Here is a 13,006-nt window from a genome sequence, read left to right as displayed (position 1 = left end):
TGACTACAAAAAAACAACATCAAATTGTATTCTATAGCATCAAAGGATCATCCATCAAAAACTTTATAATCATCGATCTCATAACGGGTACTGGGATTTTTTACGCGGTCAAAATTATTTCTGCCAGCGTAATAATGGGGATGGTAGGAAGTGTCATTGGAACGGAGGGCATCAAATGGGTACCTAAACTTTGGAGAAACAAGTGAACTCATCCAAAGGGAAGGGATAAACACGACTGTTTAAAATAACCGTTTCTTCCCTTTTTGTCATAAATTGTCCCTATATTGCGAAATATGCGATAGAATGGTTGCTGTATAAGGATGAATATAGGGAGACTTTGTGAAAAAAGATAGAATTTTTACATTCAATCTATCGGAATAGTAAAATAATCCTCACTTTTTCCGAACTTTATCCGATATAAGGAGCAGACGAGATTTTATATGAATGGGTGAGTATGATGGATATAACATCGGTTGTAGGTATAGTTCTTGGTATAGTGGCTATTTTAGTGGGAATGGTTCTGAAAGGCGTAAGCGTAACGGCGCTGATTAACCCGGCAGCTATCATGATTATCATTGTGGGAACAGTGGCTGCGGTCGTAACGGCTTTTCCTTTATCTGAATTGAAAAGATTGCCAAAAATATTGAAGATCCTTTTCCTTGAACAAAAGCTGACAAAGCCTGAAGAATTGATTAAAACCTTTTCCGAATGGGCGGTCATCGCCAGGAAAGAAGGGTTATTGGCCTTGGAAACCATATCGGATCAGGTGGATAACACCTTTTTGAAAAATGGGTTGAACCTTGCAGTGGAAGGTCAGAGTGCTGATTATATTCGAGATATATTGGCTGAAGAAATAGAGGCAATGGAAGAACGTCACCACAGTGGAGCGGCCATCTTTAGCCAGGCAGGCACCTATGCCCCGACGCTTGGCGTGTTGGGTGCTGTTATCGGGCTGATTGCGGCATTGGGTAACATGGCTGATAGCGAGGCATTGGGGCATGCGATATCTGCCGCTTTCGTTGCGACCCTTATGGGGATTTACACAGGATATGTGTTATGGCATCCCTTTGCGAATAAGCTGAAACGGAAATCGCAACAGGAAGTCCGCATCAAGGAAATGATGATTGAAGGGATTTTGTCGATCATCGAAGGAGAAGCGCCAAGGACGATTGAACAAAAACTAACATCTTATTTGCCTGCTGGAGATCGTAAAAAGTGGTTAGAAGGCGATGTGAGAGAAGATGGCTAGGCGGAAAAAGAAACAAAAGCATGACGAACATATTGATGAATCTTGGTTGGTCCCCTATGCGGATATATTGACGCTGCTTCTGGCTCTTTTCATCGTTCTATTTGCATCAAGTTCGGTGGATGCAGTCAAATTCCAACAATTGTCCAATGTGTTTAACCAAGTGTTCACGAGCGGAACGGGATTCATGGAATACCCGAGTGACTCCCCCAGTAATAATCCCACGTCCCCTGAACAAATGACAGGGATTAAAGGGACGAAGGGGCAGGGTAAGAGCGAGGAACAACAACTTATGGAAGTACAGAAACGGGTTAATGCCTATATTCAGGAAAATGATTTAGTGGACGAGCTTGATACGAACCTTACGGATGAAGGCATGTTGATTTCCATCAGGGATAATGTGCTGTTCGAATCGGGAGTATCGGAAGTGAGAATTGAAGATCGCAGGATTGCCAAGGAGATTTCGAGTCTGCTTGTTATGGACTTGCCTCGGGGGATTGTCATAAGCGGCCACACCGACAATGTTCCCATCAAGACGTATCGCTATGATTCGAATTGGGATTTAAGCGTCATGCGTGCAGTGAACTTCATGAAGCTGCTCCTTGAGAATACGAATTTGGATCCTGAGATGTTCAGTGCTAAAGGCTACGGGGAATTCAAGCCGGTCGCATCCAATAAGACGGCACAAGGCCGGGCTAAAAATCGACGGGTTGAGATTTTGATCGTTCCACGTACCCCGATAAATGAGTGAGAACCTGTCTGGAATGGACAGGTTTTTCTTTACGAAGGAGTTTTTATGGAAAGAGAATTTACTAATGTGATGGAAGAAATCGTAGTCGCTTGGGTCCAGATACTAATGGCCGGTACGGATTATCAAACATTTTGTCCATGTAATAAATGCAAGAATGATATCATCACCATTTCGTTGAACGCCCTTCCCACTTATTATGTAACGACGGATGAAGGGCGGAGGATCGTATTCGAGAGGTTGAATACAGAAGAAAACCGGAAATGGATCAACAAGAGAATTATCAGTGCGATTCATGTGGTGGGCAAGTACCCGAAGCACCAACTATAGACGACAACATGTGATAAGAGATCAGGACTCTTATCTTTTTTTATTTAAAAGGATTATAGTAGTACGTGCTATCATGAGAGGTGCTTTTGCAAAAACAAGTTTTAAGAAAAGAGTCTTCGATAAGGAACGATCATGGGGAGACTTCAATTTAGAGGGCAATTTATGCGTTTAATCTTGTCCAATCAGGGAATATAAATAAAGTAAGTTCATTCGATCAAAATTGAGGAGATGAATTTTTTTATGAGTAAGAAAATAGCATGTGTAGTAACTGATATGGTTGAGGATTCAGAGTATAGTGAACCGGTCAAAGCTTTTAAAGAAGCGGGTCACACGGTAACGACGATTGAGATGGAAAAAGGCAAAACGGTTAAAGGGAAACAAGGTGACGTTGAAATTACAATCGATGAGAGCATAGATTCTGTGAAAGCGGAAGACTTTGATGCGTTGCTTATCCCAGGTGGCTTTTCACCGGACATTCTACGGGCGGACGAACGCTTTGTAACGTTTACCAAGGCATTCATGGATGCCAAGAAACCCGTGTTTGCCATCTGTCATGGACCACAGCTGTTAATTACGGCTAAAGCCCTTGAAGGACGCCATGCAACAGGGTATACATCCATCAAGGTTGATATGGAATATGCAGGTGCAACATACTTGGACGAAGAAGTCGTCGTATGCGGCGATCAACTTGTTACAAGCAGGACGCCTGATGATCTTCCGGCATTCAATCGGGAATCACTCAAGTTATTAAAATAATAAAAAAATCCTGGCAGCCGTCAGGATTTTTTTATTTATAAGGTTTTTGGATTCATATACTTCTATCTTTGCAGTAAAATAAAAGAAGAATGAAAAAAGGAAGTGTAACGATTGATCGTAATAAAGTCTGAACGTGAAATTCAAGCGATGCATGAATCAGGGAAGATTTTAGCTGCTTGTCATAGGGAAATTGCAAAACTAATCGCACCAGGTGTGACAACATGGGAAATCGAAGAATTCGTGGAAGGATTCTTGAAGAAACATGGCGCCAAACCTGAACAAAAGGGCTACAAGGGATATGAATACGCGACATGTGCAAGCATCAACGAAGAAATCTGTCATGGTTTTCCCCGCAAAAAGCCATTGAAGAATGGGGATATCGTCACGATTGATATGGTCGTGAATTATAATGGGGCACTTTCGGATTCAGCCTGGACGTATACAGTCGGCAAGGTTTCCAAAGAAACGGAACATTTAGTGGAGGTAACGAAGGAATCCCTATATAAGGCCATTGAAGTGTCTGTCGCTGGTAATCGTATTGGGGACATTGGGCATGCCATCCAATCTTATGTGGAGGCGGAAGGTTTCTCTGTCGTCCGTGACTTTATCGGCCACGGAATTGGGAATGTCATACACGAAGAACCGCAAGTCCCTCATTATGGGTTGCCTCATAAAGGTCCGCGCCTTAAGGAAGGCATGGTCTTCACGATTGAACCGATGGTGAACGTAGGTACATATAAGGCTACTCGAGATCCGAATGGATGGACGGCTTCGACTGCCGACGGGAAGTACTCGGCACAATTCGAGCACACGATTGCCATCACAAAGAATGGCCCGCTAATTCTGACGGAACAATAAGCAATAAAAACAAGAGGCACCCTTCATTAAAGGATGCCTCTTGCCTTTATTCGTGTTTTTTTACCTGCTTGATGAACCATTCAGCAAAATGTTCGGAATCCAGTGGGAACACGGGAACCTCTGCCAAGCTTGTTGCTTGTTCAAGGCAGGCGGGCCAAGCCACCACGGCCTGAATATTGGTGAGCTGTTTCAGTAATGAAAAGTCCTCATCCTCCTTAAGGAGGATGACCTTAGGAAAGTCCTCCCGCTTATATCCCTCAATCAAAATCACGTCGGGGTGGAAAATCTCCAATAAGTGAAGCAATTCCGGGAGCGTGGCCCCAGATTTGAAATTCCCCAGCAACTCAATGGAACCGTCTCCTTCCACGAGTGAAGCAGCCGCTCCAGCCTGAAAGTGCTTAGTGGAATCTTTCTCACCTGTATTGTCCGGCTTGCCACCATGGCCATGATGCTTCAAGACGGCCGTCTCCAGATTTTCTATCCGAAGCTCTTGGATCAGTTTGGTAATGAAAGTCGTTTTCCCTCGATTTTGGTACCCGACTATTTGAAATAGGAACGGTTTCACCAAGGCCAGATGGATCCTTCTTGATCATCAAGAAGCAGGACATCCACGCTATCCCCCGTTTTAAATCCGCGTGTTCCGCCAGGGAGTACCGTAAGCGAATTCGCCCCAGCTAGGCTTGTGGTGATATTCGATTTATCGACGCCGCTAGGGACGACACGAAGCTGTCCGTTTTCATAATACATGCGTGTACGAAGGAGGCGGGAGAATGGGTTGGCCTTCAGGAAATCTTCAGCCAGCACAGCTTGTTCCTTCCGTAAATGCGGTTGTCCGGAAAACAGCATGGTACGGATGATTGGCCGGGCAAACAATTCAAAACCGACATAGCTTGCAGATGGATTACCGGATAAGCCGAATAAAAACTTGTTCTCGTGAACGGCTACCGTCGTCACGCTACCAGGACGCATGGCTACTTTATTGAATAAAACGTCAGCACCGAGCTTCTTATAGATGTCAGGAAGAAGGTCAAAATCTCCGACAGACACGCCGCCTGTTGTGATGAGGAGGTCGACTTCTTCCAAGGCAGTGGAAATGGCCTCGTAGCTTATGTCAAACTCGTCCTTGAGCTTCCCGTAGAAACGGACTTCCCCACCTGCTCTTTGGATTTGGGCGGAGATGGCATGAGAGTTACTATTCCGGATTTTTCCAGGTTGCAAGGGTTCATTGACATCAAGCAGTTCAGATCCAGTCGCGAATAGGCCCACGACGGGCTTCTTGGCAACAGGGACTTCGGCATACCCGAAAGTAGCAAGCAACCCGATGATGCCAGGATTGATCATCGTGCCTTTTTTGACTAGGATATCGCCTTTCTTCGCGTCTTCCCCTTTAATGGACACGTTTTCGCCATGCTTCAGAGAACGTTTGAAAGAAATATATTTCTTTCCGTCTTTTTCAAATTCTTTCGTTAGCTCGAGCATGATGACGGCGTCACATTCCGTCGGCATCTGGGCGCCGGTCATGATGCGGGCCACTTGGTTTTTCTGTACAGGAATGGTCGAGACCATTCCGGCGGCCAACTCTTCAATGACCTCGAACTCCAGCGGATTATCTAGGGATCCTTCGGCTGTATCCGCGGATCGTAGTGCAAATCCATCATAAGGTGAGCGGTTGAAGTGGGGAACATCATTTGTGGCGACAATATCCTGCGCCAAATAGCGGTAGTGGCAGTCCTCAAGAGGGACCATCTCCATTTGTCCTTCCAATGCATGTTTCATGATCTTATCTAGCGCTTCACTCAGCTTGATGGGTGTTCTTCTTTCTACCATACTTATCGCTCCTATCTGAAATCGTTACTATGTATTGTTATTCAAGTATAGCAAAAAAATAAAAAAATCCTCACAAGGAAGGGAGGATTTCAAAGATTTATTTATTGCGTAATTTTCCAAGTTCTTCTGCAATGGCTTCCATTTCACGGACACTAAAATTCGTTTTCTTCATGACCAAAGTATAAATATCATGAAGTTCTTCATACATTTCGATATCGAAATGGGTGGATTTTATCGCACCAAAGTTCATTACTCTTAATTTGTCCTTTATTGCTTCAACCATGTACTCGACGCTCTCTGCCGTATTCTGTGATAAATCCAATTCTATCATCCTTCCACACATTTCTAAATTATTTTTATCTTTGCATGATTGCCCTTATAAGTCAATGGGAATTCATGCAGATATATCTTGTGACTTCCTGCTTGGAAACGTTTTAAAGCGCTCTGGTTTGGGAAAAGATAAAAAAACTAGGTAGTAAAATAGTATAATGGAAATATACATTAATTAAAATATGCTAAGGAGGAGAATATATGAGTTCTGTTCGAGAAGAATATAGGAGCGAAAAGAAAAGTAAGTTTATGCAAGCTGTTTTGATTGGGGCTTTGGCCGGTGCCGCGGTAAGTCTTTTTGATAAAAACACAAGAAAAACGGTGATCTCCAATAGTAAAAATGGTTTGACATGCATGAAGGAAATGATTCAGAATCCTTCTAACTTGTTAACGCAAGTACAGGAAACATCTTCGGAATTCCGTTCCACTGTCGAGAAGATTTCCAATGACGTCTCCTTCATTTCGAAAAGGGTCGAGGAGATGAAGAATATTCCCTCACAGGTTGCCAATGTCGTCATGGAAACGAAGGAAGCTTTTACTTCGGAAGATATGCACACGACGGCTGGTAAACAAGATTCAGAAAGACGGAGTCCTTTAAATTAGAAATTGAGGTGAAGGGATGGCCAATAAAAAGGAATGGCTGAAATGGTCTTTCTATAGAAAGTTTATCAAGCAACTTCAGATAGATGAGGTAACGGGGCTTGCTGCCCAGCTATCCTTTTACTTTTTACTTTCCCTGTTTCCCTTACTTATTTTCCTTTTTACTTTATTGGCCTACCTGCCGTTTACTCAGGAGGATATTCTGAATCTGGTACGTTCTTACACGCCTGACGATTCCATGACGATCATCGAGGATACTTTGGGCGATGTGATGCAAACAAATGGCACGTTATTGTCGTTTGGTGTCATCGGGACTATTTGGTCGGCTTCTAACGGGATGAATGCCATTATTAAAGCCTTTAACCATGCTTATAGGGTAAAAGAAAACCGCCCCTTTTATATTTCCCGGGGAATGTCGATTCTTCTCACGTTTGCGATGATTTTCGTTTTTATTGTCGCATTATTGCTTCCTGTGTTCGGAAAGCAGATTGGAATCTTCTTATTCGATGGAATGGGCCTTTCCGAGGAATTTTTGTCGATTTGGAATAGCCTCCGTTGGGTGATCAGTACGATTGTATTATTCATTGTGTTCACCATGTTGTATTGGCTGGCGCCAAACAAGCGGTTGAAATGTTTGACGGTCCTTCCAGGTTCCATTTTCACCACGGCTGGCTGGGCACTCGTTTCGTTGCTGTTTTCTTACTATGTAGAGAACTTCGGCAACTATACAGCTACATATGGCAGCCTTGGAGGCATCATCGTCCTGATGATCTGGTTTTACTTATCCGGGCTCATCATCATCGTCGGCGGAGAAATCAATGCTTTCCTCAGTAAAAAGGATCCAGGTTGTGATTGAACGTCCTTGAACCATTTAGGCGGCGAATCCGACGTTCATCTGGATATTTCGACTTTGGACGGGATAATCCGACGGTGAGCATGAATAATTCGACATTCAGAAGAATAATCCGACATTCAACCACATACGGCAATAGTTACCGGACTAGCTCAAGAACCTTCGACACACACTAATGATGAACACATCTTGTAAGTGGGGAGGGTTCATTCATGAGTAAGAAAGGGAAGCATAAAGGCAAAAAAGGGAACCACAAAACGTCAGGTTCCGCTAATGGAAAGAATGGCTATCACTAACTAGTTACAGGATACAATACAAAAAAAGGAAGCCTTCGTCGGGCTTCCTTTTCTTTAGTTCCTTAGTAACCGTAAGCTGTTTAGGATGACGAGAATCGTACTTCCTTCATGACCGATGACGCCAAATGGTAGGTCAAGGAATTGCAGGAAGTTGGATAAAATCAGAATCATGATGACCGAAATCGAGAAAATCACGTTCTGTTTGATGATTCGATTCATTTTCTTCGATAACTTAACGGCTTCCGCAATACGCGGAAGGTCATTCTTCATTAGTACGACATCTGCCGTTTCCAAGGCAACGTCGGTTCCTTCACCCATGGCGATCCCGACAGAAGCGGTAGCTAGTGCAGGTGCATCATTGATTCCATCTCCGACCATCGCAACTGTGCCGTATTGTTCTTTAAGTTTTTTCACTTCATTTACTTTCGTTTCAGGCAGGCATTCCGCAATATAATCATCGATATGGCTTTCGGAGGCAATCGCTTTTGCCGTATTGTGACTATCGCCAGTCAGCATGATGGTATGGATGCCTTCTTCTTTCAAGGCTTCGATGGCTTTAATCGTTTCTTCACGGACCACGTCTTTCAATGTAAGGATGCCGGCAATCCCTTTATCATCTCTTGCATACACAACGGTCTTTCCTTGTTCAGCCAGTGTCAGTGCAATACCATTCTGGAATCGTTCAGCTTCATTACGGCCGACGAAATCGGCTTTTCCGACTTGCCAAAGGATCCCATTGAAATAGGCTTGCACGCCGTTACCAGAGATATCTTCCATGTCCTCGGGTTTGATGATTTCTCTTTCAATCTTTGTTTTAGCATAGCGGACAATGGAAGTCGCCAATGGATGGTTCGAATAATTTTCAACCGATGCAATATGGAATAGGAATTCTTCTTCGTTCAAATCTTCACGGATGATGACATCCGTCACTTCAGGTTTTCCTTTCGTCAAGGTACCCGTTTTATCCAAGGCGATGGCCTTCAGGTTACCTAAGTTCTCCAGGTGAACGCCACCTTTAAACAAGATGCCATGACGTGCGCCATTCGAAATGGCGGAAAGTGTGGCCGGCATGATGGAGGCGACCAGGGCACAAGGTGATGCGACAACAAGTAAGATCATGGCCCGGTAAAAGGTTTCGGTCCAGCTCCAACCGAGTGCGAAATGAGGAACGAACATCATCAAGGCTACGATGGTTAAGACGATTTTTACATATTTCCCTTCAAATTGTTCGATGAATAGTTGGGAAGGGGACTTTTCACTTTGGGCCGATTGAACAAGCGTAATGATTTTTTGAAAGAGCGTTTCGCTTGTTGGCTTCGTAATCTCCACATTGATCGTTCCACGCAGGTTCACGGTTCCGGCGAATACCTCATCGTCGATGGATTTACTGACGGGGATGGATTCACCTGTGATGGCTGCTTCATCGAGATTCGTACGCCCATCCGTGATTTTTCCGTCTGATGGCACTCTTTCACCTGGTTTAACCAAAATGGTATCGCCGACCGTCAAGTCAGAAATGGCCACGATTTCTTCATATCCATTCGTGATGCGGAGTGCTTCTTCCGGCTGCAGGTCCATGAGGGCCGAGATTTCCTTATGGCTTTTATTCATGGTGTAGGTTTCAAGCGCCCCGCTTAAGGCGAAGATGAAGATGAGAATCGCGCCTTCTGTCCAGTAGCCAATGATGGCGGATCCGATGGCTGCAAAGATCATCAACATTTCCACGTTCAGTTCTTTATCCGCGATGGTATCTTCAATGCCTTCCTTTGCTTTTGCATATCCACCGATCACAAAGGAGGCCAAATAGATGATGATGGATGGTGTTTCCATTCCGTTTTTAGATAACAGCCAACCTACCAGGATCAATACACCGCTTAGTAGGGCGGCAATCAGTTCAAGATGTGGCTTTGTTTTCTCGAGCCAAGAGGTGTTGCATTCAGTTGGCTGGGTCAATTGTTTAGTGTCTGTTGTCATTATGTTCCTCCTGTAATCTTCTCTCTATTGTTCGTAACTGATATTAATTATCATTTATAGGATATCTAATTGAGAAAGATAATCAGCGTCATCTTTCGGGTCGATATTTAGGGTCAATCAATGAATTGGTGATGAAATCAACGTTTTTTAAGCGTTTTTTATCATCTATTTCATATGGTAGTATTATCTTAACACATATATTAGGAAAAAATAAAGAAGAATGATTCTAATCTAGGAAAAAATATAAATAAACAGAAAAGCTAATTTTAGGATATGTAAAGAGAATGAACCTGAATAATATAAGAGGGAATCAAGATACTACAAAACAATTAGATCCCGGTGGCAGACTGTTTTTCTTTGAAAAACATCAGCGCAAAGAAGATGAGCACTAGCATGATGCTGATTAGATAGAAAAAGCTTCCGCCTGGTAAGTGTTCGATGGCCAATCCACCGAAGTAGGGACCGGCGATGCTGCCCACGCTATAGAAAATGCTGCATAATAAATTTCCGGCCGGCATAAGATGGCGAGGCAGGATATCAGCCATATAGCTGATGCCAAGAGAGAACGTCGATCCTACCATCATTCCTCCCAACAAAAAACAGAAGAAGAGGCCGCTGACCAAAGGAGTAAGAAGCCCAGCCGCAGTAAAGATAAGGGACCCGGAAAAAATAATGACCAGCAAGATGTTCCTCCGACCGAAGCGATCACTCAGCATACCCAAGGGAATCTGTGTGAGCAATGTACCGGCCGAGAAAGCAGGAATGATAATCGCTACGGCGGTCAGACTAATGCCGGAACGCAATGCAAAGACTGGAAAGTTGCTATTAAGAGATGCTTCAAGCACGCCAAAGGTGAATGGCAGTAAGAAGGCAACCCAGGCGATCCGGCTCACTTTCCAAAATCGCTTGAGCGTATCGAGGAAAGAGGTACTTTCGGTATCATCGTGTTCGGGAATTTCGTTCTTAATCAGGAAAACGGACATCCACGTAAGCAGGCTAAGAATGGAAGTGATGATGAAGGGCAAGGCTTGATTCACATCAAGCAACTTCGTCATAAGCGGTCCAATCATGAAGCCAAGGCTGAAAAATAAACCGTATATCGCGATATTCCTGCCCCTTTTCGCCAGGGGCGAAATGGCCGTTATCCATGTTTGGGTCGCAAAGTGTAACGTATGATCGCCGATTCCAATGAAAAATCGCAATATAAACCAAAACCAGAACGATTTCCAAAGCGGAAATAAGGCAAGCGAGAGAATGACCGTCAATCCACCAAACAAAATCAATGGTTTATAACCGAATCTACGGAGAGGCGCTTCCATAAAAGGTGAAATTAAAAGGATTCCAATATACAGGGAAGCGGCATGCAGTCCATTTAAAGAGGAGCTGAGTCCATCATTTTCGAAAATGACGGCGATGATCGGAAGAAGCATACCTTGTGAGAAACCGGATATGCCGACCATGAAGATTAATACAGGAATAAGCAGTTTTTGATTCATATTTTTCGTCTCCTATTTTATGTATACTAGTTGATGTTACATGGAAAGAAGAGGATTAAGCAATAGAAAATCGGGTAAATATGGACATGAAGAGGATTTAGAAAAAATTTATCTTTTTCATTTAAATAAAGAAATGTATGATTACTTTTGTTACATAATAAAATGGACATGAGAAGTGAGGGGAAGTTTCTTGGATAAAATATTTTTGGGGCTCGTCGTATTAGGGGTGCCTCTATCGTTCATTGGGTCTTTTCTCCATTGGCCTAGCGTCGTGATGTTCATCGTCTATTGCTTAACGATAATCGCGCTTGCAGGATTCATGGGCCGGGCGACAGAAAGCCTGGCGATTGTGATGGGACCGAGGATTGGCGGTTTACTGAACGCAACCTTTGGTAACGCCGTCGAGTTGATCATTTCGATCTTCTCATTAAAGGCTGGGTTGATTGGCGTCGTATTAGCCTCTTTGACAGGATCGGTTTTAGGAAATTTATTGCTGGTCGCTGGACTATCTTTCTTTATCGGTGGGACGAAATACAAGCGTCAGAAATTCAATGTATTTGATGCGAGGCATAACGCAGGATTATTGATTTTTGCCGTCGTTGTCGCTTTTGTTATTCCTGAAGTGTTCTCTCAGAATATGAACGAAACAAGCACGATGTCGTTAAGTGTCGGGATTTCCGTTATTTTAATTTTATTATACTTAGCTGCCCTATTCTTTAAATTGGTGACACACCGCGGTGTATACCAACCAGCGGAAAAAAGAGAAGGGGAAGAACCCCATGAAGAGGAAGTTCCGGAATGGAGCAAGAAAAAGGCAATCATGGTTCTTGCCTTGGCCACCGTTGCAGTTGCTTTCGTATCGGAAAAACTGGTTCATACCTTCAGTGAAGTCGGGGAAACCTTCGGATGGACTGAATTATTCATCGGGGTCATTATCGTGGCCATCGTAGGAAATGCGGCTGAGCATGCATCCGCCGTCATCATGGCCTACAAAAACAAAATGGATGTTGCCGTCGAGATCGCTGTCGGTTCGACCTTGCAGGTAGCGATGTTCGTCGCACCGGTTCTTGTGTTGATCTCGTTAATGTTCTCAACGAATATGCCACTTGTCTTCACCTTGCCAGAGTTGATTTCAATGGTGACCGCTGTTCTCTTGATGATCATGATTTCGAATGATGGAGAGACGAACTGGTTTGAAGGGCTTACCCTATTGGCCGCTTATTTCATAATGGGAATTGGTTTTTATCTATTATAAACGTGGAAGGTCTTCCGTATCGGGAGGCCTTTTATTCATAAAAAGGCATACAAAAATGACTCTGCTGTGATTGAGACGTAGCAGAGTCATTTTTATAAAGGTATAGTACAATCCATAGATTCATCCAAAATCTTTCATCATGCTTCTGTTAAAGTAAAAAGATACTTCTGTTAAAGTTGTGAAATATTCTAGAGTGTTACACCGTCCTTTCGCATAGTGAATTTAAGTAGTGGCGAATACGTTTTCTGTCATCCTTTTAAAGGGCATCGTAGATTGAATCGATAAGCATACCTCCTGAATGGTATTAGGTATGAACGTTTTCGCCTCCTTTTTATAAGGTAGGTTAAGTATACTCCATCTTTAAAGAAAAGTAAATATTCAGAACTTTACAAATATGTTACAAAATAGACTTCCACCCAACATGTATAGAAAGTTGA

13 protein-coding genes are annotated in these 13,006 nt (G+C 43.4%); 8 read left to right on the top strand and 5 right to left on the bottom strand.

The window, feature by feature from the left end; translation table 11 throughout:
• Positions 1–457 precede the first annotated feature (457 nt).
• From motA to map, 5 genes are all read left to right on the top strand, one after another.
• Positions 458–1,249, top strand: a complete 792-nt coding sequence (gene motA, locus ACIQXR_RS10255; protein ID WP_402871803.1) for a flagellar motor stator protein MotA — start codon at positions 458–460, stop codon at positions 1,247–1,249.
• Positions 1,242–1,997, top strand: a complete 756-nt coding sequence (gene motB / locus ACIQXR_RS10250) for a flagellar motor protein MotB (protein ID WP_402958915.1) — start codon at positions 1,242–1,244, stop codon at positions 1,995–1,997. Before motA ends, motB begins: the two co-directional genes overlap by 8 nt.
• Positions 1,998–2,042: 45 nt before the next feature.
• Positions 2,043–2,324, top strand: a complete 282-nt coding sequence (locus ACIQXR_RS10245; protein ID WP_402871797.1) for a late competence development ComFB family protein — start codon at positions 2,043–2,045, stop codon at positions 2,322–2,324.
• Positions 2,325–2,564: 240 nt separating this feature from the next.
• A complete protein-coding gene (locus ACIQXR_RS10240) occupies positions 2,565–3,080 on the top strand; it encodes a type 1 glutamine amidotransferase domain-containing protein (protein WP_402871794.1) in 516 nt (171 codons plus the stop codon).
• Between the two features lie 111 nt (positions 3,081–3,191).
• Complete coding sequence (gene map / locus ACIQXR_RS10235) at positions 3,192–3,938, top strand: type I methionyl aminopeptidase (RefSeq protein ID WP_402871791.1); 747 nt, start codon at positions 3,192–3,194, stop codon at positions 3,936–3,938.
• A gap of 46 nt (positions 3,939–3,984) precedes the next feature.
• On the opposite strand, the gene mobB is transcribed toward map, so the two are convergent.
• The 3 genes from mobB to ACIQXR_RS10220 form a co-directional block, all read right to left on the bottom strand.
• Positions 3,985–4,503: a molybdopterin-guanine dinucleotide biosynthesis protein B gene (gene mobB / locus ACIQXR_RS10230; RefSeq protein ID WP_402872306.1), complete on the bottom strand. Its 519-nt coding sequence runs from the start codon at positions 4,501–4,503 to the stop codon at positions 3,985–3,987.
• Complete coding sequence (locus ACIQXR_RS10225) at positions 4,500–5,765, bottom strand: molybdopterin molybdotransferase MoeA (RefSeq protein ID WP_402871788.1); 1,266 nt, start codon at positions 5,763–5,765, stop codon at positions 4,500–4,502. The genes mobB and ACIQXR_RS10225 overlap by 4 nt, the downstream gene beginning before the upstream one ends.
• 97 nt (positions 5,766–5,862) lie before the next feature.
• Positions 5,863–6,087 carry a DUF1128 domain-containing protein gene (locus ACIQXR_RS10220; protein ID WP_402871786.1) on the bottom strand — a complete coding sequence of 75 codons (225 nt, stop codon included), beginning with the start codon at positions 6,085–6,087 and terminating at the stop codon, positions 5,863–5,865.
• 209 nt (positions 6,088–6,296) lie between these two features.
• On the opposite strand from ACIQXR_RS10220, the gene ACIQXR_RS10215 reads away from it, so the two are divergent.
• Both ACIQXR_RS10215 and ACIQXR_RS10210 read left to right on the top strand, forming a co-directional pair.
• Positions 6,297–6,698 (top strand): YtxH domain-containing protein, encoded by a 402-nt coding sequence (locus ACIQXR_RS10215; protein WP_402871783.1) that lies wholly within the window; start codon positions 6,297–6,299, stop codon positions 6,696–6,698.
• A gap of 16 nt (positions 6,699–6,714) precedes the next feature.
• A complete protein-coding gene (locus tag ACIQXR_RS10210; RefSeq protein WP_402871780.1) occupies positions 6,715–7,551 on the top strand; it encodes a YihY/virulence factor BrkB family protein in 837 nt (278 codons plus the stop codon).
• 347 nt (positions 7,552–7,898) lie between these two features.
• On the opposite strand, the gene ACIQXR_RS10205 is transcribed toward ACIQXR_RS10210, so the two are convergent.
• Both ACIQXR_RS10205 and ACIQXR_RS10200 read right to left on the bottom strand, forming a co-directional pair.
• Positions 7,899–9,818 (bottom strand): heavy metal translocating P-type ATPase, encoded by a 1,920-nt coding sequence (locus tag ACIQXR_RS10205; protein WP_402871777.1) that lies wholly within the window; start codon positions 9,816–9,818, stop codon positions 7,899–7,901.
• Between the two features lie 329 nt (positions 9,819–10,147).
• Positions 10,148–11,314, bottom strand: a complete 1,167-nt coding sequence (locus tag ACIQXR_RS10200) for an MFS transporter (RefSeq protein WP_402871774.1) — start codon at positions 11,312–11,314, stop codon at positions 10,148–10,150.
• A gap of 190 nt (positions 11,315–11,504) precedes the next feature.
• On the opposite strand from ACIQXR_RS10200, the gene cax reads away from it, so the two are divergent.
• Positions 11,505–12,569, top strand: a complete 1,065-nt coding sequence (gene cax / locus ACIQXR_RS10195) for a calcium/proton exchanger (RefSeq protein WP_402871770.1) — start codon at positions 11,505–11,507, stop codon at positions 12,567–12,569.
• The last annotated feature ends 437 nt before the right edge of the window (positions 12,570–13,006 follow it).

The sequence above is a fragment of the Peribacillus sp. NPDC097224 genome (assembly GCF_044761985.1).
GTDB lineage: Bacteria > Bacillota > Bacilli > Bacillales > DSM-1321 > Peribacillus.
Note: the sequence above shows the minus strand (reverse complement) of the source record. Positions and strands in the feature narration are given on the sequence as shown.

Coding starts and splice junctions, on each gene's coding strand:
- motA (WP_402871803.1), top strand. CDS start 458: ATGGATATAACATCGGTTGTAGGTATAGTTCTTGGTATAGTGGCTATT.
- motB (WP_402958915.1), top strand. CDS start 1,242: ATGGCTAGGCGGAAAAAGAAACAAAAGCATGACGAACATATTGATGAA.
- ACIQXR_RS10245 (WP_402871797.1), top strand. CDS start 2,043: ATGGAAAGAGAATTTACTAATGTGATGGAAGAAATCGTAGTCGCTTGG.
- ACIQXR_RS10240 (WP_402871794.1), top strand. CDS start 2,565: ATGAGTAAGAAAATAGCATGTGTAGTAACTGATATGGTTGAGGATTCA.
- ACIQXR_RS10225 (WP_402871788.1), bottom strand. CDS start 5,765: ATGGTAGAAAGAAGAACACCCATCAAGCTGAGTGAAGCGCTAGATAAG.
- ACIQXR_RS10215 (WP_402871783.1), top strand. CDS start 6,297: ATGAGTTCTGTTCGAGAAGAATATAGGAGCGAAAAGAAAAGTAAGTTT.
- ACIQXR_RS10210 (WP_402871780.1), top strand. CDS start 6,715: ATGGCCAATAAAAAGGAATGGCTGAAATGGTCTTTCTATAGAAAGTTT.
- ACIQXR_RS10205 (WP_402871777.1), bottom strand. CDS start 9,818: ATGACAACAGACACTAAACAATTGACCCAGCCAACTGAATGCAACACC.
- ACIQXR_RS10200 (WP_402871774.1), bottom strand. CDS start 11,314: ATGAATCAAAAACTGCTTATTCCTGTATTAATCTTCATGGTCGGCATA.